The sequence below is a fragment of the Roseateles oligotrophus genome (assembly GCF_025717515.1).
In the GTDB taxonomy this organism is placed as follows: domain Bacteria; phylum Pseudomonadota; class Gammaproteobacteria; order Burkholderiales; family Burkholderiaceae_C; genus Paucibacter_A; species Paucibacter_A oligotrophus.
Genome location: NZ_JAJIRN010000005.1, coordinates 87190 through 113377 on the forward strand (window position 1 = coordinate 87190; position 26188 = coordinate 113377).

At 57.7% G+C, this 26188-nt stretch carries 21 protein-coding genes; 11 read left to right on the top strand and 10 right to left on the bottom strand.

Annotation, left to right across the window (positions count from 1 at the left end; genetic code table 11):
• Positions 1-26: 26 nt before the first annotated feature.
• The 8 genes from LNV07_RS11685 to LNV07_RS25450 form a co-directional block, all read right to left on the bottom strand.
• The gene (locus tag LNV07_RS11685; protein ID WP_263571343.1) at positions 27-1694 is read right to left on the bottom strand and encodes an asparagine synthetase B family protein; all 1668 of its coding nucleotides are present in this window, start codon (positions 1692-1694) and stop codon (positions 27-29) included.
• A 97-nt stretch (positions 1695-1791) separates the two neighbouring features.
• Entirely contained in the window at positions 1792-3240 is a 1449-nt protein-coding gene (locus tag LNV07_RS11690) for an oligosaccharide flippase family protein (RefSeq protein WP_263571344.1), read from the bottom strand.
• Positions 3237-4475, bottom strand: a complete 1239-nt coding sequence (locus LNV07_RS11695; protein ID WP_263571665.1) for a glycosyltransferase — start codon at positions 4473-4475, stop codon at positions 3237-3239. Before LNV07_RS11695 ends, LNV07_RS11690 begins: the two co-directional genes overlap by 4 nt.
• 207 nt (positions 4476-4682) lie before the next feature.
• The gene (locus LNV07_RS11700; RefSeq protein ID WP_263571345.1) at positions 4683-5390 is read right to left on the bottom strand and encodes a tetratricopeptide repeat protein; all 708 of its coding nucleotides are present in this window, start codon (positions 5388-5390) and stop codon (positions 4683-4685) included.
• Positions 5391-5696: 306 nt separating this feature from the next.
• Positions 5697-6416 carry a GNAT family N-acetyltransferase gene (locus LNV07_RS11705; RefSeq protein ID WP_263571346.1) on the bottom strand — a complete coding sequence of 240 codons (720 nt, stop codon included), beginning with the start codon at positions 6414-6416 and terminating at the stop codon, positions 5697-5699.
• A 1-nt stretch (position 6417) separates the two neighbouring features.
• The gene (locus LNV07_RS11710) at positions 6418-7296 is read right to left on the bottom strand and encodes a hydrolase 1, exosortase A system-associated (RefSeq protein ID WP_263571347.1); all 879 of its coding nucleotides are present in this window, start codon (positions 7294-7296) and stop codon (positions 6418-6420) included.
• Positions 7293-8159, bottom strand: a complete 867-nt coding sequence (locus tag LNV07_RS11715; RefSeq protein ID WP_263571348.1) for a hydrolase 2, exosortase A system-associated — start codon at positions 8157-8159, stop codon at positions 7293-7295. The genes LNV07_RS11710 and LNV07_RS11715 overlap by 4 nt, the downstream gene beginning before the upstream one ends.
• 67 nt (positions 8160-8226) lie before the next feature.
• Entirely contained in the window at positions 8227-8646 is a 420-nt protein-coding gene (locus tag LNV07_RS25450; RefSeq protein ID WP_318013719.1) for an acyl carrier protein, read from the bottom strand.
• Positions 8647-8727: 81 nt separating this feature from the next.
• On the opposite strand from LNV07_RS25450, the gene LNV07_RS11725 reads away from it, so the two are divergent.
• The gene (locus LNV07_RS11725) at positions 8728-10332 is read left to right on the top strand and encodes an acyl-CoA ligase (AMP-forming), exosortase A system-associated (protein WP_263571349.1); all 1605 of its coding nucleotides are present in this window, start codon (positions 8728-8730) and stop codon (positions 10330-10332) included.
• Positions 10333-10355: 23 nt separating this feature from the next.
• A complete protein-coding gene (locus LNV07_RS11730; protein WP_263571350.1) occupies positions 10356-11609 on the top strand; it encodes a pyridoxal-dependent decarboxylase, exosortase A system-associated in 1254 nt (417 codons plus the stop codon).
• A 101-nt stretch (positions 11610-11710) separates the two neighbouring features.
• Here the strand turns inward: LNV07_RS11730 and LNV07_RS25540 are convergent, their stop codons facing one another.
• Complete coding sequence (locus LNV07_RS25540) at positions 11711-12145, bottom strand: hypothetical protein (protein ID WP_397545561.1); 435 nt, start codon at positions 12143-12145, stop codon at positions 11711-11713.
• Between the two features lie 88 nt (positions 12146-12233).
• Between LNV07_RS25540 and LNV07_RS25545 the strand changes: the two genes are divergently transcribed.
• The 3 genes from LNV07_RS25545 (at position 12234) to LNV07_RS11745 (ending at position 19346) form a co-directional block, all read left to right on the top strand.
• Positions 12234-12401: a helix-turn-helix domain-containing protein gene (locus LNV07_RS25545; protein WP_397545562.1), complete on the top strand. Its 168-nt coding sequence runs from the start codon at positions 12234-12236 to the stop codon at positions 12399-12401.
• A gap of 1036 nt (positions 12402-13437) precedes the next feature.
• A complete protein-coding gene (locus tag LNV07_RS11740) occupies positions 13438-17631 on the top strand; it encodes an MBG domain-containing protein (RefSeq protein ID WP_263571352.1) in 4194 nt (1397 codons plus the stop codon).
• Positions 17632-17639: 8 nt separating this feature from the next.
• Positions 17640-19346 (top strand): ShlB/FhaC/HecB family hemolysin secretion/activation protein, encoded by a 1707-nt coding sequence (locus LNV07_RS11745; protein WP_263571353.1) that lies wholly within the window; start codon positions 17640-17642, stop codon positions 19344-19346.
• An 864-nt stretch (positions 19347-20210) separates the two neighbouring features.
• Here the strand turns inward: LNV07_RS11745 and LNV07_RS11750 are convergent.
• Positions 20211-21005 carry a substrate-binding periplasmic protein gene (locus tag LNV07_RS11750; protein WP_263571354.1) on the bottom strand — a complete coding sequence of 265 codons (795 nt, stop codon included), beginning with the start codon at positions 21003-21005 and terminating at the stop codon, positions 20211-20213.
• Between the two features lie 330 nt (positions 21006-21335).
• Between LNV07_RS11750 and LNV07_RS11755 the strand changes: the two genes are divergently transcribed.
• The 6 genes from LNV07_RS11755 (at position 21336) to leuB (ending at position 26091) form a co-directional block, all read left to right on the top strand.
• The gene (locus LNV07_RS11755; protein ID WP_263571355.1) at positions 21336-21749 is read left to right on the top strand and encodes a PaaI family thioesterase; all 414 of its coding nucleotides are present in this window, start codon (positions 21336-21338) and stop codon (positions 21747-21749) included.
• 96 nt (positions 21750-21845) lie between these two features.
• Positions 21846-22766: a LysR family transcriptional regulator gene (locus LNV07_RS11760; RefSeq protein ID WP_263571356.1), complete on the top strand. Its 921-nt coding sequence runs from the start codon at positions 21846-21848 to the stop codon at positions 22764-22766.
• Entirely contained in the window at positions 22763-24175 is a 1413-nt protein-coding gene (gene leuC, locus LNV07_RS11765; protein ID WP_263571357.1) for a 3-isopropylmalate dehydratase large subunit, read from the top strand. The genes LNV07_RS11760 and leuC overlap by 4 nt, the downstream gene beginning before the upstream one ends.
• A gap of 14 nt (positions 24176-24189) precedes the next feature.
• Positions 24190-24315: an entericidin A/B family lipoprotein gene (locus LNV07_RS11770; protein WP_263571358.1), complete on the top strand. Its 126-nt coding sequence runs from the start codon at positions 24190-24192 to the stop codon at positions 24313-24315.
• Positions 24316-24332: 17 nt separating this feature from the next.
• A complete protein-coding gene (leuD, locus tag LNV07_RS11775) occupies positions 24333-24983 on the top strand; it encodes a 3-isopropylmalate dehydratase small subunit (protein ID WP_263571359.1) in 651 nt (216 codons plus the stop codon).
• Positions 24984-24996: 13 nt separating this feature from the next.
• On the top strand, positions 24997-26091 hold the full coding sequence (leuB, locus tag LNV07_RS11780; RefSeq protein ID WP_263571360.1) for a 3-isopropylmalate dehydrogenase: 1095 nt from the start codon (positions 24997-24999) through the stop codon (positions 26089-26091).
• Positions 26092-26188: the final 97 nt, after the last annotated feature.

Consider the following 26188-nt stretch of genomic DNA (forward strand, 5'->3'; position numbering starts at 1 on the left):
GCGTCTTCGACAGGAGTTCTTCCGCGTTAAGGTATTCGATAGTTCGGGCTGTGCGCGCGCAACCATTGTTCAAGCATCATCAGTATCCATATTTTCTCGCCATAGTAGCCTGAATGCTCTAAAAGTCGTTCTTTCAGCAAAGAGTCGATGAATACTCGGTTGACAATGCCCCGTTGTGACAAGGTCTGAACTGAATCGCTGGCCAGTTCAAATAGTTTTGGGCTGCGAGTCAACCACACCCCAAATGGCAAACCAAAGCCTTGTTTCTTTTTGACCAAAATTTCGTCCGGCAAAAAGCCCCGTAGCGCTTCCTTGAAAAACCAGCGAAGTTTTAATCCGCGTAGTTTGTAGTCGTCAGGCAAGGTCAAAGAGAAGTCAAGCAGGGCTGTATCCAACATCGGAAAGCCAACACTGACACCGGCCATGCGAGTGGTCTCGCGTACCTTTGGCAAGTCACTCTCACCCAAGGTATATCGCCAGTCGAAAGCCAAGGTCGTGTTCAATTCGCTGGCAGGGCCAATCGAGTCCCAGACGCTTTGCTGGTGCTGGGCTGGGCCATTGACATTCACCTGATTCAAAAACTCGGGGGCCAGGACTTCGTCAATACCGAGGCGTAGCAGCAAGTTGTACATCTGCAAGCGGGCAGGCATGGCGACCTTGGCCTGTTCTACATAGCTATGGCCCTTTTTCAACAAATGAGTCCGCCCGGCCCAAGCGCTTTCAAGAATCGGTTCGAGCAAGCCCCTCCGCAGTGAACTCGGTACGTTTTGCCACCAGCCGAATACTCGTTGCTTGGCATAGCGGCTGTTGCCACCAAAAAGCTCGTCTCCCCCATCGCCGGCGAGAATCCGTGTGACACCATCTTGCTTGGCTTTTAAGGCGCAGTAATAGGCGGGCAAGGCGGAGGAGTTTCCGAATGGTTGGTCGTAATGTGCTGCAACCGAGGGAATGCTACGAACCAAGTCATCAGGTGTTACGTAATACTCGTGGTGCTCACTGCCAAAATGTTTGGCCGCCAATCGGGCATAGGACATTTCGTCATAGCCTTCGGCTTCAAAACCGATGGAATAGCTGGCCGCGCCTTGGCCGGTGGCTTCACGAATCATCCCCGCGACGGTTGAACTATCGGTGCCGCCGCTGAGGAAGCAGGCGGGCTTGCTGCCGTCGAGTTGGCGTTCAACCGAATCCTTCAGGATTTGGCGAAATTGGCCGCTAGCTTCGTTAAAATTTTTCGCACTTTCTGACTTGAAATTCGTCCGCCAATACTGAGCTACAGTCAGCTCACCATTTTTGAACGAGACATAGTGACCAGGCGGAATGCGATAGACGTTTTTATATATGGTCCGCGGCGACGGAATGCAATGGAAATAGATGTAGTCGAAAATTGCTTGCGGATCAATTTCACTGTTTGCTACAGCCAACGCACCTGCTGATGTGGCAAAACAGATTTGCCCATCGTCTATGTAATAGCACATTGTTTGGATGGCGAAACGATCTACGGCTGCGACTTGACTGCCATCCGGGAGAGTCACAGCAAACGCGAAGTCTCCGTCAACTTCTGTGAGTTTGTCGACACCTCCGTTCAGCAAAAACTGCTGCCATGTCCCTGTTGCACTGATCTTGTGGGCGGCCGCCAAGGCTGCGTTGCGGTAACGGGGGGCGCCGACGGCCCACTCGGAATTTTGAATGTGCATGGTTGCTGTCACTGTCAGACGATTGGGGTTAGCTTGAAATGCTGTGGATGGCATTATTTTTTGAGCGAAGACTCTCAAGAAAAGTATTGCCACGTTCCTAGGCGATAAATTTTCCAAGAAAATTCTTGAGGAGGCGGCGTAGCTCTGTGGCTAAAGGGTGTTTAGTCAAAAATACCGCACCGACGGCACAAGCGAGCCCGCAGGTGCCCAACGCCAGAAGGGTTAGCAATTGACTTTGGTGCAGGTGTTGAAAGTGGAAATACATGAGTGCAATGGGCAATGCCATGGCCAATATAGTTGTGATGGCACTCTGGCACAGGACGCCAAACAGTTCTTTCCAGCAAACTCCAAGAGTTTTACGTACGCTGAAGGCCCAGATAGCGGTGCTGCATAGTGATGCTAGCGCTATTAGCTGCCCCAAGGTCTCCAGGCTACTCATTGTGCCAACAAGCATTGCTGCGACCGTGATGCATCCCGAAAGGAAGGTTGCGCGCATCAGTAAATCGGATCGACCTGCCGCGGTACTGCCGATTTCGAACAGTACAACAGGTGCGCCCAGGGCGCAGCTGAGCGCTAACCATCGCGTTAGGTTCACGCTCTCTCCCCATTGATTCCCATACAGCACAACTGTGATCGGTAATGCGAGCAAGGCCAACAAGGCACAGAACATCCAGTTCAGCACGATGATATAGCTCATGGCCTTGAGTAATGCGGGTTTCATATCCTGCCCGGCGCGGCGCTGCTGCGAAAAAAGACTGAGGGCAACGCCTTGAACGGCGTCCATGATAAGTCTCGAAAACATTGAAACAAGGCCATTACTTCGCGAGTACAAACCGGCAGCATGCATGTCTTGAAATTTGCCGAGCAAGAAATCTGGCGTTGAAACTACTATCGTAGTAATCACTGAAGTGCCTGCTAAACGCCCGCTAAAGCCAATTACCTCGGGAATCCCCTTCACGCTCAAACCCCACGGCGTGCCTGTAGGCCGCATCCATAGAGCAACCAGCGCATTGGCGACTGTGGCAGCAAGACTGCCCCAGGCTAAGCTCATGACGCCATGACCGTAATAGGCCAAGCCTGTGGAAACGACGGCGCTAGACAGGGCTGCGGCAAGGCGCATCAACGCGACTCGTTCGAAGCGCATTTCACGCATCAATAATGCATAGGTGATGGAGCCGAACGGGTTGATTAGGTAGCCAACTGACATCACCACGAGAACACCGCTGATTTTCGGCTCTTGATAAAAGGCGGCGGCGGGTACGGCGATGGCGGCTGTCAGGATTGCCAATGCAGCGCCAATTCCAAGCTGAATGGTCCAAACGGCAGAAATGCCTTCGGACGTGAGTTGCTTGACTTGCACGATGTACTGGCCGGCCCCCATGTCGCGAACGGTATTGGCCAGCAGTAGCAACGCCATGCCAACCGAAAAAATCCCCATTTCACTAGGCGGCAACAAGCGCGCGATCGCCATGGAGGCGGCGATCGAAATGATCAATCCACAGTACCGATCCAGGAAGGAAAATAGCAGCGCCCGACGGGTGCTCACTTGCTTGCACCTTGGTGTGCCAAATCGTCTAGGAGTTTGGCCAAGATTGCGGTTCGACCTTTCCGCGATGATTCTTCAACAGCTTGCTGGGAGGCCATGGAAAGTAGTGGGTCTAAATTTGGAGCAACGACACTTAGCAATAGGTCGGCGATTTTGGATGCGTCATCCAGCGGCGCCAACGTTCGAATGTCGGCCGCAAACAGGGTGGCAGCCGTGTCTCCTTCGGGGTCTGTTAAACAGACGAGAGGGCGCCGAGCACGGAGATATTCGTACAACTTGGCCGGGATTTGTGCGTTGCAGTTGCGCGCTTGAAGAATCAACAGCCCATCTGCTCTTAGCATCTCGGATAGTGCTTGTTGATAGGGAACCGCAGGTAGCACTTGGAGGTACGCTGATACGCCATTTTCAATCGCTAAGCGATGGAGCATGTCTTCTGCGACGGCGGCACGAAAGCGCAGCTTAAGGCGGTCGGGATGGATGCGTCCGGCCTTATGTAGCAACGCAAGCGCCTGAATCAGTTGGGTCGGATCGCGCTCGCTGGGATAGACAATGCCGCTGTGCAGCAATGTAAAGGCTCCAGGATTGAGTGGGGTTTTGTCCGCCGAAGCCTCGGCTCGACTGAACGTCTCTTCGTCATAGCCATTCTCGAGCAGGCTAATTCTATGGGCCGCTTCAGGGTAGCGCTGTTGATACTCTTTACTCGCGCTGGGCGTTGTGAAAGTGCATCGAGCGGCCTTGGAAATCGCTAGGGTTTCAATACGCTTGAACGCATGCCAAGTCAAAGGATCTTCCGGGTAGCCGTTTTGCGCCATCGGGTCACGAAAGTCAGCGACCCAAGGCAGACCTGATCGTCGCTGCAGTTCAGCTCCGATCAAGTGGGCCGTGGCGATTGGGTAGGTACTCCAGAGTACATCTGGTCGGAACTCCTTGATCATTTTCATACCGACGCGTACGGCATCAAATTTCCAACTCGCCCAACGATCTGGTCTGGCCATTGCGCCAAAATAGCGGCCACCTATTGCCAAGTGGCGAGCGGCGTCTAGGGCTAGTGCTCTACGCACAATACTACCACTCGGTATCTCCTGGCTTAGGTCGTCGCTGGTTCTTTCATACGCAGTTGTTCTTGCCGTTAGAACCAGTGGCTGCCAACCTAGCATAGGGAGGTGTTGCGCGAATCGCAGCGTGCGTTGTATGCCGCTGCTGCCAGCCAGAGGCGGAAAATGAAAAGCCACCATCAAAACGCGTTTGTGTTTATTCACGACGAAATTATATATATGTTTGGCGTAAAGAACAGGTGAGTCTATGGTCAGGTGGCGTTGTGTTAATTGTCCGAAGGTGCTTGGTATGCTTCAAATAGAGGTGAATTCGCGCATTTTGCAAAGGAAAAGCTTTTTTTTTGTGATTTTTTTTTTGAATAGAATCGCCTCTGAATGAAGATCTGGCTATGGTGAAGGGGAGCGTTCGTCCGTCATTTTGGGTTCTGAGTTGCCAGAATCATTGCTGCTCGCAGTTGGTTCGTCCTCGTTCCATTCTCCTGCTGCTTCCAGACGTTTTCTTAAGCCGGTGTTTTTGAATCCTAGTGAAGATGCGCGGTGAGCTTGTTTAAGTGCCATTTTGAACTCACCAAGATCGGCATATATCATGCCAAGATTGTAGAGCGTAAATGGGTTGTCGTTGGTTTGTGCTAGGATTATATCTAAATGCTGAAGAGCTTCAGATTTGCGTTTATTTTTACCTAAATAGCCTGCGTAAATCATTCTTACAATATTGTCGTCGGGGCGAAAACGAATGGCTCTGTCTAGCCAACACTCAACGGTGTAGATCGAGCCGATCGGCTTGTCCCTTTTCTCGCGCTCGCCTAGCCGAATCATAGCGAGAAGAGCCTTTGGTTGATTTGGGATGGCACGCAGGGTATAGCCAATATCCGCACCGAAAGAGCTGGTCATGCTTTTTGTTAGAGATTCCACGGCAGGACTAAAGTGGTAATTGTATACTACCTGTAATTTGCCTAAATCGCTACGAACATCCCAGGGTCCGTAGCCATTTTCCAATTCACCGCACATGGATGTGTTTGCTTGGGTCGCTGGTGAGAGGGTGATCAATATTGAAAATATGGTTGATATGGTCGCAGTGGTGGAAGGTATTTTCATGTTTGGGGCGTGTTTCGTTGCTATTTGTTTCGACGGGGTAATGATATTTAATTGAATAAAAATTAATAATCTATATATTCGTCGGTTGTCAATATGATATATATTAATTGTTGATTTTGAATTAATAATTTAATCAAAATTCTGGATTTGCGTTGGGAATTTTATAGTAATTATCTGATCTTTGTATTTTATTGCGTGGCGTTATGTTTTTGATCATGGTGCCGCGTATGTGGGTCTATAATTTTTGATTGGTATAAATCAAGTTTTTAAACCTGCTTAGGGTATTTTACTTGGTTTTCATTTTAATCATGTTTTTATTGGAATTTTCAACTCAATACTTGGCGTCTGAGTCTTCGATAAAGTGATGTAAGGCAACTTGCGCCCCGGTAGTAATGCAATTTGCAGTGACCCCCATCTGAGAAAACTACAGGTTCCAATATGCACGGCGCCTAATCTTTCATGTGATTGAATTGACGCCGGATTGAAAATCGAAATTCTACTGAAGGTCCAAGAAATATTATTTTCCAGAAGATGCTTGTTGACCGTATCCCACAGAGTCTTGGCAACCCTAGTGAGGCGAAAATTTGGCGCGACATAGACGTCGTAGTCCCATACTCCCTGTGCGTTGTCTGGGAGGGTGAACTTGCAGTGAACTTCGTCTTCGTCGTAGTATTTAAATGCTAGCCATATATGTCCTGCGAAGCTTTCTTTCACAGTGGCGGCGAAGCAGACGTGACCTCTGGAAAAGCGACCGTTGTTGACTAGGTCATTTCTCGGAAATTGACTTGAAAGTGGGTTTGATGCATTAATCTTCTTGACTTCCGTTTTGTTGCTGGGATGCGGAAGAAGGTTGTTTTTTTTAATGGGTTGGGCACAAAGAAGATATACCTGAAAAATTGCCCGCCCATTCGTGCAGATTGATATCGCTCGGCTTATCCAATAAAGTAGCTTTGCCGAGCGACTTGCGGCCAATTTTGTCATTGGAAGCTTGGTTGCTGTTGCTAGCATTTTTCCGGAATTCAGCATGTCAATGTTTGTGACTCGTTAAATTATCATTAAGCCAAGATTGTATTTTTGTAATAATTTTCTCTTTTTCTGCGGAGGACGAAAATGTATGGTCGGCCGCTAGGGGATCTATGCGGCTTAATGTTGATTTAGATGAAAATCTTCTGGCACCTTTTGATGAGTTTGAGTATTCAATAAATTCTTTGGCTGTGTAGTCCTGTCCACTAAGTATTAATAAGATACTCAGCTTGTCGTTCGATAAGGCACGCGCCATGCGGGTTTGAAAGGAAGTATGCGCTATTGCTGGCGAAGATGAGGCTCGAGACGCTTGCTTAATATTTTCGCCTAAACCGCTGATGGCAGATGCCGGAACCTTTCCGCTGAATAGCTTGCGCCAGAACTCTGGCTGCCGAAGTCGTTGTAAATAGTAATATTTGACTTGCGTGCGTGCTAGGCTCTCTGCTGAACGCACCCAAGGATTGACGATTATTACGTTTTTGACTCGATCATCTAGGGTGTCATCGAAATATAGCAGGCTTGCGGAAGCGCCATCACAAAGGCCCCAAAGAGTGATTTGATTTAAATGAGGCTGGGCCTTCATTAATGCGTCAATTGCCGCCTTAATGTCGGGGGTAACCGCTAGAAAGTCACGAGCCAATCCACTGCTGTCTCCCATACCCCGGTAGTCAAAGCGCAGGGTGGCAAAACCTTTGCTCGCAAGCGACCGCGCTAGCTGCACGAAGAGTCGGTGGCTACCTGCTCGGTACTGCGGCCCCCCAACTACGATCACGACGCCAAGGTCGTTACTTGGGTGCGTAGGCTTTGGTGTAGACACAATGCCGAGTAAATTTTCTCCTTCGCAGTGAAAGTTAAGTACACTTTCAACATATGGTCGATTCATATCCTTGTAGCCCTATTTTTTTCAGATATTTCACTCTCAGTTAAGAAGGCGGCGCAAGTCGCTGTGACCAGTGCCGGGGCGTCTTCGATTTCTTGGGTCTGCCAAAACGAAGGGCCTTGAATCAGCTGGATTTGGCCAGCGAAATCCGCAGCGGCCCATTTCTTTAGGTGTTGCTGGTTAGCGGGCGTGGGTTCTGCGTCTTCGCGGCTGCTCAATTCAAACCACGCCAATCTGAAACTGTCAATGCTGTCGGCGGCACGGGTGGAAGGGGGCAGCAATGCCGCCTGTTCCAGACCTCGAGCCAATGCAGCCGACAAAGCGTAGCCGGCAATCTCCAGCGATTGCCCCTGCGCCAAAGCCAGTTTCATCTCATCCATCAAACCCTTGCTATTGCCGCTTAACATATCGGCGGCCAACTTGATCCGCAAGAATTGCTGCAGGATCAGTTTTCCGGATATCGCGGGCTGCCAAAAGCAGAAGTGACTCGGCTCGTTCAATTTGGCCGCAGCATCGACTGCGACCAAACACCCGGCGCGCAGACCCCATAGCCACAAAGGCGCATTGGCATGTGCCTCGTCACGTTCTGTCAACCAGTCGACCGCCTTCACCACATCGTTGACCCAGCCGTCCCAACTGGCGTCGCCAAAGTCACCCGAACTGTCGCCGCAGCCGTGCAAATCGATTTGCAAAACACTGAACCCGGCCGCGGCCAGTGCGCGCGATTGAATCGCGGCCATTCGGCGGGACTTGTTCATCTCTTCCGCAAATGGGTGCACATAGACCACTCGCCCGAGCACAGTGCCACCTTGCGAGGCGTGGAAGATACAGAAACGCTGGCCTGTGGAGGGCGGCGCTGCGGGCAAAAAGAAGGCGTGTGGCGCTTGGGTCACGGCAGAAGTTTGTTTCTCGTCTTTTCTAAGGATAGCTTGGTCAAGCAGCCAACTTGGCGGTCACGAAGTCGGTCAAGGAGCCTACGGTGCCAAAGGTTTCTCCGTCGATTTCGTCGTCATCGACCATGATGCCGAGTTGATCTTCTAGGCTGGTGATCAGGTTCACTACGGCCATTGAGTCAAGCTCGGGGATGGCTCCTAGCAAATGAGTGCTTCTATCAAAGCCGGCGCTTCGGCCGCCCAGGCTCAAGACATCATCCAAAATCCGTAGTATTTGCTGTTGCGTATCCATATATTGCTTGAAGTCCTGTTGTTGCTCGCTCGCAAAAAAACGTTGCGGGCAGGGCACACCAAACAAGTCGGGTGCCCATGAGAAGAGATTCGGCATCTTATCTGCTGCGCTGAAGTTTACGTGGGCAGTATTGCCGCCGCAGTTCGGTGAAATCTCACACGTTTTCATGCTTGTCGCGTCAATAGCCAGGGCAAATCGGTGTGCGATACTTTTCCGTCAAATTGTGCCCACTTCATATTCCACATCAGCATGCCCGAATCGATTCGTTTGAATGAGCTCTTGTCCTGCGCGGCGGAGCGATTTGCCGATGCGCCGGCGCTGCAATACGGCCAGAATCGGCAGAGCTATGCAGAGCTGAATGCCGAGGTCGATGCTTTTGCCTCCGGCTTGATGGCGCTGGGCGTGCAGCGGGGCGAAAGAGTTGCGATCTACCTGGAAAAGCGCTTCGAGACGGTGATCGCCAGTTTTGGTGCGCCGGCGGCAGGCGCGGTGTTCGTGCCGCTGAACCCCTTGCTCAAAGCCGAGCAAGTCGCATTCATCATGCAGGACTGTGATGTGCGGGTGCTGCTGACATCGCCCGAGCGCTACGCCTTGCTGGGCGAAACCTTGCAGACTTGCCCGGCGCTGCGCCATGTGGTGCTGACCGAGGGCGCGCAGAAGCCCGAAGCAGGGCAGGGTCATGGCCTGATTGGCTGGAGCGAGTTGCTGGCTGCGCCTGCATGTGCCGGCCACCGCGTCATCGACACCGATATGGCCGCGATTCTCTACACATCGGGTTCGACCGGCCGGCCCAAGGGCGTGGTGCTGTCGCATCGCAATATGGTGGCCGGCGCCAAGAGTGTGGCGTCCTATCTTGAGAACAATGCGCGGGACACCTTGCTGGCCGCTTTGCCTTTGTCCTTTGATGCCGGTTTCAGTCAATTGACCACCGCTTTTCATAGCGGCGCGCGGGTGGTGCTCTTGAATTACCTGATGCCTCGCGATGTGTTGAAGGCGATGGAGCGCGAGAAGGTCACCGGCCTGACCGCCGTGCCGCCGCTCTATATCCAGTTGGCGCAACTGGAGTGGCCGGCCCCCATCAAGGAGAACCTGCGCTACTTTGCCAACACCGGCGGGCGCATGCCGCGCGAGACCTTGGATAGGCTGCGCGCTCATGTGCCGGCGGCCAAGCCGTTTTTGATGTACGGCCTGACCGAAGCCTTTCGCTCGACCTATTTGCCGCCGACCGAGGTGGACCGCCGGCCCGACTCCATTGGCAAGGCCATTCCTAACGCCGAAATTCTGGTGCTGCGCGAGGACGGCAGCCCTTGCGAGGCGGAGGAGCCGGGCGAGTTGGTGCACCGCGGCGCCTTGGTCGGCATGGGCTATTGGAACGACGCCGAAAAGACGGCCGAGCGCTACAAGCTCTTGCCGGCAGGGGCTCCGGGTCGGCATTCCGGGCTGCAACTGCCCGAATATGCGGTGTTCTCCGGCGACACCGTGCGCCGGGATGCCGAAGGGTATTTGTACTTCATCGGTCGGCGCGACGAGATGATGAAGACCTCGGGCTACCGGGTTAGCCCGACGGAGGTTGAAGAGATTCTGTACGCCAGCAAGTTGGTTGGTGAATGCGTCGCCTTCGGTGTTGATCACCCCACTTTGGGTCAGGCGATCCAGGTGATCGCCACGGCGCCAAGCGGGGCGGCCGAGCTGGACATGGCCGCGCTGCAAGCGGCGTGCCGCCAGCACATGCCAGCCTATATGGTGCCGGCCGGCATCGAGGTGCAGGTGGGGCCCTTGCCGCGCAACCCCAACGGCAAAATCGATCGCAAGCTGCTGTCTACCGCGTGGGTAGAACGCCACCTCGCCTCCTGAATACTTTAGAGATACCCCAAGCCATGTCTGATGCAATTGCAGTGAAGCGTGCACCGATCCACGCGCCGATGGCGCAGTTCCAAGTTGAAGCAAGCGGCGAACTACGGGTCGGCGACCAGAACTTGTCCGTGCTGGCCGAGCGGGTCGGCCAAACACCGTTCTTCGCCTATGACCGCGAGCTCTTGCGGGCCCGTGTGGCTCAGTTGCGCGAGGCTTTGCCGGCGCAGGTGAAGCTGCATTTTGCGATGAAGGCCAACCCGATGCCGGCGGTGGTCGGCTTGATGGCGGGCCTGGTGGACGGTATCGATGTGGCTTCGGCCGGCGAGTTGAAGGTGGCCTTGGACGCCGGCGCCGACCCAGCCGAGATCAGCTTTGCCGGCCCCGGTAAGCGGGACATCGAGTTGCGGCAGGCGGTGGCGGCGGGTGTGCTGATCAATGTGGAATCGGCCCGTGAGTTGCCGGTGCTGGCCGAGGCGTCGGCGCGCTTGGGGCTACCCGCGCGGGTGGCGATCCGCGTCAATCCGGACTTCGAGTTGAAGGGCTCGGGCATGAAGATGGGCGGCGGCCCCAAGCAGTTCGGCATCGATACCGAGCAAATGCCCGAGTTGCTGGCCGAGGTGGGGCGCTTAGGGCTGGCCTTTGAAGGTTTCCATCTGTTTGCGGGCTCGCAAAACCTGCGTCCCGAGTCGATTTGCGAGGCGCAGCAGAAGTCCTACGAGTTGGCGCTGCGCTTGGCCGCACTCGCGCCGTCGCCGGTCAAGTTCCTGAATCTCGGCGGCGGCTTCGGCATCCCCTATTTCCCCGGCGAGCAGCCGCTTGACTTGGCGCCGATTTCGGCCAATCTGCAGGCCTTGGTGGCGCGCGCCGCGACCGAGTTACCGGAGGCTTCGCTGGTCATCGAGCTAGGGCGTTACCTGGTCGGTGAGGCGGGCATCTATGTCACAAAAATTGTTGACCGCAAAACCTCGCGTGGCCAGGTTTACCTGGTCACCGATGGCGGCCTCAACCACCATCTGGCGGCCTCGGGCAATTTCGGCCAGGTGATCCGCAAGAACTACCCGGTCACGATTGGCAACAAGGCCGGCAGCGTCGAGCGCGAATCGGTGTCGGTGGTCGGGCCGCTGTGTACGCCCTTGGATCTGCTGGCCGACCGGATGGATCTGCCGGCGGCAGAGATTGGCGATTTGGTGGTCGTGTTTCAGTCCGGCGCCTATGGTCGCAGTGCCAGCCCCGAGGGCTTTTTGGGGCATCCGGCCAGTGTTGAGGTGCTGGTGTAGTTCGGGCCCATCGCCACCGAGGGCATTCCTTGCCTGCAAGCCGCTCGCTTAGCTGATTGCCCGGGGCGGCAAGGGCCGCTGTGCGTGCGACACGGCGCGGCTCAAAGGAGCCCCAGCGCTTGAACCCTCTTTGTCCGGCAGCGATGCAGCCCTCGCACGCCATTCTGCTGATCGACGACGATGCCCGCAGCATCCGTCTCTTGTCCGAGATGCTGCGCAGCGAGGGTTATCGTCTGTTTGCCGCGCTCGGCGGTCGGGCCGGCTTTGATCAGGCCATGCAGATGCAGATGCCGTCTGTTCAAGGCCACACCTCGTCTGGCCGCCATCCCCATCATTTTCTTGACCGGTTCGGGCCGGCTTGCTCGTTCATCTGCGCCTGGCGCATCGGTCGGGAAGCGACTTGCGGGCCGAGGAGGATCGGAGCCCAGGTGCCGATGCCCTGGCGCAGAGCGAGGAACCTCAGCCACACGCCCACGCTGAGGGAATTGGCCCATGCCGTCGCGAGCAATGAACGCAGCCTGAGCGAGGTATTCCATCAGAACACGGGGCTGTCGGTATTCGAATTTTTGCGGCTAGAACGTTTTCGCGCCGCTTGCGATCTGCTGCTGCACAAGCGCGATGCCCATGAACCATATCGGCGAGGCGCTTGGCTTCAAGACCCAGACCTCGTTCTCGCAGGCGTTTCGCGCCCAAAGCGGTATGAGCCCGAAGGAATACCGCCTGAGTGCCGGGCTCTTGCCTGACATTGACCCTGTTCAAGACAACGAGCCGTCCAGCGAGCAAACGCGGTGAATTTTGCGACGCTCCCGCCCGCTCAAATAGAAGCCCGCACGAGGCCGTATTGGGCGCAAGCGCTGGCGGCGATATTGGGCTGAGTCGTGCTGGCCGGCTTGTTGGGTTGGCTGGGTCATGGCATGCAGGGCGTCGAGCGGCCGCCACTGAGCAGCTCGGTTGAATTGGCCGAGCTCAGCTTGTGCTGCCGGCAGCCGCGGACGGCAAGGCGGCCGAGCGCCCGCGCTTGAGCCCCGCCCAGGCGCTGGCCAGTGCCGATTGGCAGCTCCACTCACAGCCCGGTTTTCAGCCGGGCTCACAACAGGTCTAGCTGGACTGGACGCCGAAGCGCGTCTGGGCGCGGCTGGACATGCGCAACCGCAGCGCGCAGCCCTAGTCGCTCTGGCTCGAGGTCAAACCCTCAAACTTGAGCGAGGCCATTCTGCACAGCTAGTCGAGCGATGCTCAGCGGAGCAGCCTGTGCCGCGGTAACGGCGTGAGCGTGGCAAAGCGGCCGCTGAATCTGACCGGCTGGGCCTTCCATCTCGGACTGACCATGGGGGCGCCTTTTTTCTCTTGCTTCGGTAACCCAGCGGCCAGAGAAAACAGGTATGACAAGGCAAAAGGCCGCAGGTGCTGCCGTTCTCAGCCGAATTTTGAGTGCAGGGCTGCCAATCTCCGGCCGCAAATCGGCGATGACCTTCATAAGCCCGATGGGGGCTGGGACCACTTCGGCTCGATCTTTCCCCCTGCAATAGCCTCTTAACGCATCGTTCGGTCAAGCCCAAAAAAGGAACTGAAATCGGTGCTTATTGCGGGATCGATGGAAACCCTAGCCCGAAATACTCGATCTTGCGTTTTTGCAGCCGATTGAAGGCCCTCCCCGGGCAGTCGTAGCTTGCTAAGCGTGCCATTCAAGCAAGACCTTGCCAACCCTTGGAGTCCATTCATGAGTCATCAATCCAAATTTGCCTGGGCGCCCTCCAGACAGGCCGGACAAACGGGGGCCGAATACGCGGCACTTCCCTGCAAAGTCAGCAACAAAGGCTGCCGATCGATGTTCAAGAAAAGCCAATTCCTTGCCTGCCTGAGCGCTTGCTTTAGCGCCGGTTTGGCCATAGCTCAAACGCCGGGAGCCGCCAATCTACCCAGCGGCGCGCAAGTGGTTGCGGGCCAAGCGCAGGTCCACAGTGCGGGCAATGTGTTGACGGTGCAACAAAGCAGCACTCTGCTGGCGACCAACTGGCAAAGTTTCAATATTGGTGCGGGCCACACGGTCAATTTCGTTCAGCCCTCGGCCAATTCTGTGGCATTGAACCGCGTGGTGGGCAACGAGGTGTCGCGAATCCAAGGTGCTTTGAATGCCAATGGGCAGGTCTTTTTGCTCAATCCCAACGGCGTTCTGTTCACGCCGACCGCGCAAGTCAATGTCGGGTCCCTCGTTGCCAGTACCTTGAAGCTGGACAATAACGACTTTCTTGCCGGGCGCTACCATTTTGCGGGCGAAAGTAGCAACGCCATCATCAATCAAGGGCGAATTTCGGCAGCCTCCGGTGGCGCCGTGGCCCTGATTGCCGCCAAGATCAGCAATAGCGGCAGCATTAACGCCCCGGGCGGCCAGGTGCTGATGGGCGCGGGCTCCAAGGTCGTTATGGATCTGGGTGGCCCGGTGAAGCTGAAGGTGGCCAATGAACTCCTCGAAACGCTGATCGACAACGGCGGCGCAATCCGCGCAGACGGCGGTCAGGTCTGGCTGAGCTCGCAGGCCGCGAAAGTTCTGGCCAGCAGCGTGATCAACCACAGCGGTGTGATCGAGGCGCAAAGTCTAAGCAGTGGCGCGACCGGTAATGTGGTGCTGTTTGCCCATGGCGGCCAACTCAATCTGGCTGGCAGCATTCAAGCCCCAGGAGGCTTTGTAGAAACCTCGGGTGAGCATTTCTCGATGAGCGCGGCGGCCCGCGTGGCCGCCGGTCACTGGTTGATTGACCCGGTGGATGTCAATATCGATGCCTCGCTGGCGAGCAATATCGTCAGCGCATTGAGCGGTGGCGACGTGAGCATCACCACCAGTGGCAGCAACACGCCCAGTACCAGCAGCGGGGAAAGCGCCGGCAGCGGTGACATCAATGTCAACGCCCCTATCGCCTGGAGCAGCAACCGCACGCTGACGCTTTCGGCTCACAACAATATCAACGTCAACGCCAATATCAGTTCGTCCAACAGCTCGGCCGGCGGCGCGATCTTTCTGTTCGGGCAAGGCGCCGCCGGCGGTGGCAGCAGTGCCTACACGCAGGACTCGGCGGCCTCCGTCACCGGGTGGTCGCAACAATGGCGCAAGGGGAGCGATGCGAACAGCCTGCGCTACGCCAGCGTCAACGGCGACCTGTTCCTGGGCAACCAATATATCGAGATCGGCATCAGCAAGGCCCAAGGCGGCAAGTTCGGCTCCACCATCAAGCCCAGCCTGTTCTTCGGGCGCAAGACCGGCTTGTCGGGCGTGGGCATGGTCGGCGATGCCGACGGCTTTGGCGTGGGCACCGATCTGCGCATCGACTATTTCTTGCCTGGTTCTCCCGAGGAGCGCTTCACGGCCGGCTATGACATCGCTGGCGCCGCGAGCTCCGGCGCCAACTTCGCTACCACAGTTAATGGCGCCGTCTACCGTTTGTTGGGCATAGGCAGCGACAACGTGGCCAGCGCCCAGGTGAGCGCCACCTTGGCGAGCAAACTGAAGGTGACACAAACACTCAAGCTAGCCGCAGGTGAGAAGTACTTCACCAACGATGTAGGGCTGGAAAATGTCGGCAGCGTTGCCCTGGACAACGTCACCTTCATCCGCAGCTTTGACCCCGACAACACCGTGGACCGAGGCGGTAGCTACAACACTACCCAAACCATTGACCACACGCGAGCCGCCGGCGACGAGTTCAATGTAGTGTCGGCCACCAGCGCGGCGGGCGATGCCTACGCCACGCTGTCGGGCGGCAGCACGGCGAAGATCTTCTACTACTCTACCAATGCAAATTCCAGCGTTGGATTTGGAGGACAGTTCTTTGGTGGCACCTTGGCCAATATGGTGACCCGGGCTGCCACACAGGTCAAAGGCAATACCGAGACGGCCGATACTGGTATGGGCATACTCTTCAAGCCTGGGACCATTGCGCCAGCCGCCAGCGCGGGATTCACCTTCGCCACCGGGCTGGACAATCGCCCACTTTCCGTCGCGGTGGGAGGCATTACGCCGCCCAGCACTACTGCAATCAGCTACACCCTCTCGCCGCTTAGCGTCGTCTACAAAGGCAGCGCCTACGATTTGTACTCACTATGGTCTCCGAGCCTTATGTTCGGAAGCGGCTACACCGGCTGGACGGCAGGAACCGACTACCAGTTCAAACTTGGCGGCACCGTGGTCTCGAGCATCACATTGGCCGGCAACTACACGGGTTTGTCGGTGGAAGTGCTGAAATCGGGCTACACCACGGCAAGCTCCGGCAACACGCTGGGCAGCCTGTTGATCAGCCCTGCACCACTGACCATCTCGGCCAGCAATGTTCGTAAAACCTATGACGGCGTGGCCTTCAGCGGAGGCAGCGGCGTCAGCTACAGCGGCTTGGTGGGTGGCGAGACTGCTGGCGTACTTTCGGGCTCGCTCAGCTACACGGGTAGCAGTCAAGGCGCCATCAACGCCGGCAGCAGCTATGTCCTGCGGCCTCAGGGCCTGAGCAGCACCAACTACACCATTCAATACGCAGATGGAAGCCTGGCCATCGACCCTCGCCCCATCACTATTGCAGCGGACGCCAAGAGCAAGGTCTACGGCAATACCGACCCGGCTTTGACTTGGCAAGTCAGCAGCGGCAGCTTGGTCGGCGAAGACACCCTGTCGGGTGCGCTGACGCGGGCGGCCGGCAGCAATGTTGGCAGCTATGCGATCGATGCCTCGGCGCTGGCTAACAGCAACTACGCGATCACCGCCAACAACGGCACGCTGACAATCTCGCCCCGACCCCTCACCGTCACCGCCGACGCCAAGAGCAAGGTTTACGGCAATACCGACCCGGCCTTGACTTGGCAAGTCAGCGACGGCAGCTTGGTCGGCGAAGACACGCTGTCGGGTGCGCTGACGCGGGCGGCCGGCAGCAATGCCGGCAGCTATGCGATCGATGCCTCGGCGCTGGCCAACAGCAACTACGCGATCACCGCCAACAACGGCACGCTGACAATCTCGCCCCGCCCACTCACCGTCGCCGCCGACGCCAAGAGCAAGGTCTACGGTAATACCGACCCGGCCTTGACTTGGCAAGTCAGCGACGGCAACTTGGTCGGCGAAGACACGCTGTCGGGTGCGCTGACTCGGGCGGCCGGCAGCAATGCCGGCAGCTATGCGATCGATGCCTCGGCGCTGGCCAACAGCAACTACGCGATAACCGCCAACAACGGCTCGCTGACAATCTCGCCCCGCCCACTCACGGTCACCGCCGACGCCAAGAGCAAGGTCTACGGTAATACCGACCCGGCCTTGACTTGGCAAGTCAGCAACGGCAGTCTGGTCGGCGAAGACACGCTGTCGGGTGCGCTGACGCGGGCGGCCGGCAGCAATGTTGGCAGCTATGCGATCGATGCCTCGGCGCTGGCCAATGCCAACTACGCAATCACGCCGGTCAGTGGCGCCTTCAGCATTACGCCGCGTCCTATCATCGTCACGGCAGACAACAAGACCAAGACCTACGGAAATATCGATCCCTCCCTCAGCTACCAAGTCAGCGGCGGCAGTCTTGTGGGTAGCGACAGCCTTGGCGGCGCCCTCACTCGTGCCAGCGGCGAAAACATCGGCAGCCATGTCATCAGCGCGCAGGACCTGAGCAACAGCAATTACGCCATTACCGCGATCAATGGAGACCTCAGCATCACACCGGCCGTCAACGCCAACGTGATTGCCGGCAACACCCCCTCTGCCACCGCCGTCGTGGCAAGCACCCCTCCGGTAAGCGTAGTCAACTTTGGTGCCGGCGCGTTTGTCATGGTCGATGTCCCGGCCGTGCCAGCCGCCAATTCAAGCAGCGACCCTGCCGGCGCGCCCAAGCAAACGGCTGCGGCTACGCCCCCGGCCGGCGACATGGGTAGCTCGATTGGATCGACCGGCGTCTTGCGAATGCTGGTAGTCGCGGGAGGCATTCGATTGCCGGACTTGCGCGCCGTCGTCCCAAATGCTGTCCCAAATACCGTTCAAGAAGGCGGGAAAGAACAATGAATCAGGCCATGAATCATCAACACAACCTCACCACCGAGCCTCAAACCATGACGCCAGCTGAACCGCATGTCCTGCGCCTTGTGAGCATCGCCAGCCTGACCTTGATTGCCAGCATGGCAAGTTTGAGCGCTCACGCACAGACTCTGCCGGACGCCGGGCAACTGTCGCAAGAGCTCAGGCGGCAGCCGGAGCCGCAGCGCCAAGCCCCTCGACTCACGATGCCCACCCCCAGCACAGATCTTGTGTTGCCCGGAGGCCGGTTGGTGCAGCTCAACTCGGTGCAGATCGGCGGCAATACGGTCATTGACAGCGCGGCACTGGAGGGTCTGCTGGCAGATGCACAGGGCAAAAAGTTCGATTTGGCTGGCCTGCGCAGCTTGGCCGAACGGGTCGGCGAGTTCTACCAGCAGCGCGGCTTTCTGTTTGCGCGCGCCTACTTGCCGCCGCAAGATGTCAGCGAAGGCATCTTGCGCATCCAGGTGCTGGAGGGGGAGTACGGGCAAATCCGGGCGAATAGCAACAACCCTTCTTGGGCGGCACAGGCCGAACAGTTCTTGAGCTCGCTCCAGCCCGGCTCCGTCATCGCAAGCGCACCGCTGGAGCGCGCGACTTTGATTCTGGGTGATCAACCGGGGGTACTGGCCGTACCCTTGATGCAACCAGGCAGCAAGGTCGGGAGCGGCGATCTTGAGGTGGAAGTCACTCGCGCCAACACGCTGGTCGGGAGTGTCGGACTGGATAACCACGGCAACCGCTACAGCGGCCGAAATCGCTTGCAAGTCAATCTGGACTGGAACAGCCCCATGCGTTTGGGCGACCAAATCAGCCTGCGCAGCCTCGTAAGCGATGAAAAACTCTGGTTGGGTAGCCTGGCCTACAGCACACCGCTGGGCAGCCGAGGCCTGCGTGCCACTGTCAGCTATGCCCACACCGACTACCAATTGGGCAAGGAGTTTGCCAGCGCCGATGCGACCGGCACCGCCAAGGTCAGCAATATTGGGCTGAACTACCCCTTGCTACGCACAAACAATGCCAATCTGAAAGCCTCGACCAGCTATCAACACAAGCGCCTGCAGGATTCGAAAGCTGGCATTAGCGAAGGGAAAACCAGCGATGCCTTGGTGCTGACATTCGATTTCGACCGCCGAGACAACTTTGGACAGGGCGGCATCAGTTTTGGCAGCCTCAGCATGACGCCCGGCACGCTCAAGTTGGCCGAGTCCCTGGCTGCGGCAGACCACAACCGCACGGCAGGACGTTTCGCCAAAATCAACCTTGACATCGTGCGCATGCAAAATTTGACGACGGATTTGAGCTTTTTTGGCCGCTTCAGCGCTCAAATGGCGGACAAGAATCTGGACTCTAGTGAGCGCATCACGCTGGGTGGCGCGGGCGGTGTGCGCAGCTTCCCCAATGGCGAAGCCACTGGAGATCAGGGTTGGCTTACTCAAATGGAGTTGCGCTATGCAGCAGGGGCTATTCGACCTTACGCCTTTGCTGATATTGGCAAGGTGCAAATCAACAAAGCGCCGACGCCACAAACCGTACTGAACAGTCGCAAGTTGAGTGGCGCTGGCCTTGGCGTCCGGATGCAACTGAAGGCCTTGGAGTTGGATGGCGCTTTGGCTTGGCGAGGCAAGGGTGGTCCCCCGCAGGCGGATACCAGCACGGAGAAAAAACCGCTAGCCTGGGTCAGCGTAATCTACCGAATGTAGAAAGTTAACGGGGTTTACAGCCCTTCGTTTGAAGCGTGCCTGCACCCGGTGCCTCGGGGTGCAGAGCTTGCTTGGCGGGGTATAAGTGATCTTGTGATTGGCAAACGGCCCTCAAGCGCATGGCGACAAGGCACCGTACACACTTTCGGCAAAAGAAAACCTCGTGTGGTCAAACGGTGAAATTCCCTGGACAAGGTGTCGGTTCTGCCAACCCGTCTTGAGTACGCCGGTGCTGTTCAGGTGGGCCTCTCAGCCGGTACCCACCGGTGAGGCAGCATTTCCTCAAAGCGTTTGGCCGGCAAGGTCGGTAGTTTTCTCAGCAGCCGACTCGAAGAGTTGTTGCCACATTGTTTTGGACAGCCCCGCTCGAAGCTGCGTAATCCATAGCCTCGACTGCTGTCAAGAATGTGTTGGCTGGGGGGGCACAGCGCAACGTGTGATTCGTGTGAACAAAATTTTTCTGCTTAGCGAAGCAGAACAGGCTTTCGGCGAAGGTGTCGGCGCCTCGCATGAGTGTTGGAAGGTGATGGAAGTAGTGGGTAACGCCTGTTTTAATTGTGCTCGCGATGGTGTGAGGTTTTGCGGAAGGGGCGGTCGACTGCATCATCAAGCCTTTTCGGCCAAGGGGTCGGCCTCCCTTGCGAGTTCATCTGCCCCGGGAGCATCAGCCGGGCAATGACTTGCAGGTCGATGAGGCTGGACACTCAAACGTGCACCCGGTTGCGCAGCGTGAACTTCAGACCCGCTTGGCGCTTGGCAAGGTAATAGGGCAGGGTCATTTAATTGGCGAGTTCAAAGTGAGGCGCGCGCAATGGCACATGTGCCATTGCGCGCGTTGCGCTTTCACCGCCCTTTGTGCCTTCTTCAGTCGACCGACTTCATCAGATGAGACACCTGCGCCTTGAACTCGGGCGACTCGCGCAGCTTGCCCTGCAGGCGCCAGACATCGCGGGCCGTCTGCCCATATTGGGCAAAGAAGGGCTTGGAAAATATCGTGTAGTAGGCCTTCTCGACCAAGGGCGGCGAAACCCGCTCAACCTTGGCTTGCAAGGCCGGTAGGCTGGACAGAGAGTTGTCGGCCTCGGTGGTCTGCAGAGCCGCCGCCAAGTAGCGGCCGGACGCGACGCGGCCAAGCAGCTCATCTGCCGTTGGCGAGCTGTCTTCCACCTTGGCGCCCAGCTGTTTGAGTTGCGCGACGATCGAGAAGCCGGTTTGAGCCCCGATGGTGCCGCTGGCAGTCAAGGCCTTGCCGTCCCAGCTCAGAGCAGTGCCCTTGCCCTTGTACAGGGCATAGGTGGCGCGGTACATGCGTTTGGTGGCATCGGCTTCGCCGTCCAGCTTCAGCGGATATTGCGCAAATTCGGCTCGCTCGGCGTTGAAGCTGGCGTTCATCGCGCCGTCAACCTTGCCGGCCTTCAGATCGGCCAGACATTGCTTCCAGGGCATCGGCATTAGCTTGATCGGAATGCTGATTTGCTTTTCAAGCTGAGTCATCATGATCTGGCTGTAGCCGGGCTTGTCCTTCAGCAGCCAGGGAAAAGCGTCCTCGTTTTCATGGCAAACCCGGATGGCTTCGGGGTTCGCCTGAGCCTGCACGCTGGCGTTGCACAATAGAGTCAGGCTGCTCAGCAGCAAAAGTGGGGTGATCGTGATACGCATACTGTTCGGGTCTTTCCTGGGGTTTGTTGGAATACCAAATCGAGCAATCGGCTGCACTTCAACTGCATACCCGCAGCCCGGCTAGTCAGTGGCATGAGCTAAAAATTCATATTAATAGATCGCTCTATCGGTGCAGCGATCTATCAAGCTGACCTTTTCCCCTGTTTTTGCCGCTTGACGAATTGCTCGGGCTCAAATATGCGGCGGCGGGCTTGATGCTCCATGCTCGGTTTCAAGCACCTGTAGCAGCGCCGGGGGGGGCAGATTCGTCGAGCTGATAGAGTCGGCTGTTGCCCGCCTTTGGCAGGGCTTCAGCCAGAGGATCCCACGTTGACAGCTACACCTAGCCAAGCCGAGATTGCAGCCTTCTTGGCCGCCAGTTTCCCTCAAACCAAGTGCCGGGTGGAGTCTGTGTCCGCGGGTACGGCCACTGTCCGCCATCCGGTCGGTGAGGCCGAATTGCGCCCCGGCGGCACGGTGTCCGGCCCGGTGTTGATGACGGTGGCGGATGTGGCGCTGTATGTGGCCTTGTTGGGTCAGATCGGCATCATGCCGCTGGCCGTCACGACCAGCCTGAATATCAATTTCCTGCGCAAGCCGTCTGCGGACAGAGATATTTTGGGCGTCTGCCGAATGAAGAAGATTGGCCAGACACTGGCGGTCGGCGAGGTAGACCTGTTCTCCGAAGGCGAGTTGGAGCCGGTGGCGCATGCGGTCGGCACCTACGCGATTCCGCGGCCCTGAGTTCCGTTCTTTTTTAGATGTGGTTTCGCGCGTTACGAAGAGTAACTTGCTAATTCAAGCCAAGTCGAGTTAACCGCGAAGGGTTAAAGTCGCGCCATGCGGCTTGACCTCACCTCCCTCAACCTTGTGCTCGCGATTGAGCAAACGCGCTCGATCACGCGCGGCGCGCAGCAGGAGCATCTGGCGCTGGCGGCGGCGAGCAAGCGGGTGTCGGATCTGGAGGCCCGGCTGGGCGTGCAGTTGTTTGAGCGGCGCTCACGCGGCGTCGAGCCGACCGAGGCCTGCCGGGCGCTGGTGCGCCATATCCGCTCGCTGCATGCTTCGCTGCATGCGCTGGAGAGCGAGGTGGTGGAGTTTGCGCGCGGCATCAAGGGCCATTTGCGGATTGCCGCCAACAGTGGCGCGATTGCCGAATGTCTGCCGCCCGATCTGGCTGCTTTCAGCCAAGCGCACTCGCAGATTCGTATCAGCCTTGAGGACTTGACCAGCGCCGAGGTGCAGGCGGCGGTGGCCGAAGGGCGCGCCGATGTCGGCGTGTTCACCAGTCCCTTGCTGGACAACCGCTTGCAGGTTTGGCCCTACCGCAGCAGCCGCTTGGGCGTGTTGATCCCGAAGCGCCATGCCTTGGCCGGTCGCGCCTCGGTCAGCTTCAAGGACCTGCTGGACTTCGATCTGGTCGGCCTGCATGCCGGCGCGTCGGCGCAGCAGTTGATGCGCGAGCAGGCTTTGCTGCTGGGCCGTACGCTGAATGCGCGCTTGGCGGTGCGCGGCTTTGATGCGATTGCCCAGTTGGTCGAAGCCGGCCTGGGTGTGGCGGTCTTGCCGGCCGTGCCGGCGGAGCGCTTTTCGCGCGTCTTTGAAGTCAGCCTGCTGAGGCTGGATGAGCCCTGGGCCGAACGGGAATATTGCTTGGGTGTCGCCGCCCAAGAACGCCTGCCCGCCGTGGTGCAGCATTTTGTTGAAGCGCTGTGCCCGCAATCTATGAAAATTGAGAAGCTGAAAGGAATATCGCAATGACCGCTCGCACGCTCTACGACAAGCTCTGGGATGAACATGTCGTCCACACCGAGGAAGACGGCACCGCCACCCTCTATATCGACCGTCATCTGCTGCATGAGGTGACCAGCCCGCAGGCGTTTGAGGGCCTGGATCTGGCTCATCGCAAGGTCTGGCGCCTGTCCGCGAACTTGGCGGTCAGTGACCACAATGTGCCGACCACCGACCGCAGCGAAGGCATTGCCGACCCGGTCTCCAAGCTGCAAGTGGACACGCTGGATCAGAACTGCGACCGCCACCAAGTGACGCAGTTCAAGATGAACGACAAGCGCCAAGGCATCGTCCATGTGATCGGCCCGGAGCAGGGCGCCACGCTGCCCGGCATGACCGTCGTTTGCGGCGACAGCCACACCTCCACACATGGCGCGTTTGGCGCCTTGGCGCATGGCATCGGCACCTCCGAGGTCGAGCATGTGCTGGCGACGCAAACGCTGCTCGCGCGCAAGGCGAAGAACTTGCTGGTTCGGGTGGAAGGTATGCTGCCCGCAGGCTGTGGCGCCAAGGACATCGTCTTGGCCATCATCGGCAAGATCGGCACCGCCGGTGGCACCGGCTTCACGATCGAGTTTGGCGGCTCAGCTATCCGTGCCTTGAGCATGGAAGGGCGCATGACGGTCTGCAATATGGCGATCGAGGCGGGTGCACGCGCCGGCCTGATCGCGGTGGATGACACCACCATCAACTACTGCAAGGGCCGGCCTTTCTCGCCGACGGGTCATGAGTGGGAACAAGCCGTTAGCTACTGGCGTGGCCTGCATTCGGATGCCGGCGCCAAGTTCGACTTGGTGGTGGACCTGGACGCGGCGCAGATTCGCCCGCAAGTCACCTGGGGCACCTCGCCCGAGATGGTGTTGGGCGTGGACGAGCGTGTGCCCGACCCCGACAAGGAGAAAGACGCCGTCAAGCGCGGCGCGATCGAGCGGGCGCTGCAATACATGAACCTGGAGCCGAACAAGGCGATCTCCGACATCCACATCGACAAGGTTTTTATCGGCTCATGCACCAATAGCCGCATCGAGGACATGCGTGAGGCCGCCGCTGTCGTGCGGCGCATCGGTGGGCGATTGGCAGCCAATGTTAGATTGGCGATGGTGGTACCGGGTTCGGGCCTGGTCAAGGCGCAGGCCGAAGCAGAAGGGCTGGACGTGATCTTCAAGGCGGCCGGCTTTGAGTGGCGCGAGCCGGGTTGCTCGATGTGCTTGGCGATGAATGCCGACCGCCTGGAGGCGGGCGAGCGCTGCGCTTCGACCAGCAACCGCAATTTCGAAGGCCGCCAGGGCGCTGGTGGCCGCACCCATCTGGTCAGCCCGGCGATGGCCGCCGCGGCTGCGATGCAAGGGCATTTTGTCGATGTTCGTCGTTTGGTTTAACCGCAGGAGTTGATATGAAAAAGCTCGCAATTCTGTTCATGGGCTTGGCATTTTTGGCCGGCTGCAACACCGTCAACGGTTTCGGACGCGATCTGCAAAAGGTCGGCGAGAAGATCGAAGACACGGCCAAGAAGAAATAGACCGCAAGGACTTCACTATGCAGAAATTCACCCTCCACAAGGGCTTGGTCGCGCCGATGGACCGCGACAACGTCGACACCGACGCGATCATCCCCAAGCAATTCCTGAAGTCGATCAAGCGCAGCGGCTTCGGCCCTAACTTGTTTGACGAATGGCGCTATCTGGATGCCGGCGAACCGGGGCAAGATCCCGCCACGCGCCGGCCTAACCCGGACTTTGTGCTGAACCAGCCGCGTTATGCCGGTGCCTCGGTCTTGCTGGCTCGCAGCAATTTTGGTTGCGGCTCAAGCCGTGAGCATGCGCCCTGGGCGCTTGAGCAATATGGCTTCAGAGCCCTGATTGCACCGAGCTTTGCCGACATCTTCTTCAACAACTGCTTCAAGAACGGCATCCTGCCGATCCAATTGCCTGAAGCTCAGGTAGCGCAGCTGTTCGACGAGGTGCATGCCTTCCCCGGCTACCAATTGACCATCGATCTGGAGCGCCAGCGGGTGATCAAGGCCGACGGCAGCGAGTTGCCGTTCGAGATTCAGTCCTTCCGCAAGTTCTGCTTGTTGGGCGGTTTTGATGACATTGGCCTCACGCTGCGCCACGCCGACAAGATCAAGGCCTTTGAGGCCGAGCGAATGGCCAGCAAGCCATGGTTGAACAACCGCTTGATTGCCTGAGGAATCACCCCAAATGAAAATTGCAATTCTTCCCGGCGATGGCATCGGCAGTGAGATCGTCGCCGAGGCGGTCAAGGTCTTGAACGTGCTGGAGCTTCCTTTCGAGATGGAATCCGCCCCGGTTGGTGGCGCCGCTTACGAGGCCCACGGCCACCCGTTGCCCGACTCGACGCTGCAACTGGCCAAGGACGCCGACGCGATCCTGTTCGGCGCCGTCGGTGATTGGAAGTACGACAAGCTGGACCGCCCGCTGCGCCCCGAGCAGGCCATCCTGGGCCTGCGCAAACATCTGGGCCTGTTCGCCAACTTCCGCCCGGCGATTTGCTATGAGCAGCTGACTCATGCGTCCAGCCTGAAGCCCGAATTGGTGGCGGGTCTGGACATCCTGATCATCCGTGAGTTGACCGGCGACATCTATTTCGGCCAGCCGCGCGGGCGCCGCACCGCCGTGGACGGGCATTTCCCGGGCAGCGAAGAAGCGTTCGACACCATGCGCTATTCGCGCCCCGAGATCGAGCGCATCGCCCATGTGGCCTTCCAGGCGGCACGCAAGCGCGGCAAGCGTGTGACCTCGGTCGACAAGGCCAATGTCCTGGAGACCTTCCAGTTCTGGAAGGATGTGATGATCGAGGTGCACGCCGACTATCCGGATGTGGAGCTCGACCATATGTATGTCGACAACGCGGCGATGCAGCTGGTCAAGGCGCCGAAGCGTTTCGACGTGATGGTGACAGGCAATATGTTCGGCGATATCTTGTCCGACGCAGCGGCGATGCTGACCGGCTCGATCGGTATGCTGCCTTCGGCCTCGCTGGACAAGAACAACAAGGGGTTATACGAGCCCAGCCACGGCAGCGCGCCCGACATTGCAGGCAAGGGTATCGCCAATCCTTTGGCTACAATCCTCTCCGCTGCCATGATGCTCAAGTTCTCCCTCAACCAACCAGAAGCAGCCGCTCGAATCGAAGCGGCTGTTGGATCGGTGTTGTCCCAAGGTCTGCGTACGGCAGACATTTGGAGCGAGGGCACCCAAAAAGTGGGCACGCGCGAGATGGGTGATGCGGTCGTCAAGGCCATCACCACGATGAAAACCATTATCAAGGGCTAGTTCAGCTCCGGTTTGTCTCGCCCCTATCCCCCCGGCGACACAAGCCGGGGGAGAACAAGCTCAAACAGTAGTTCCAAACTCGGTTGAGATAGATAGA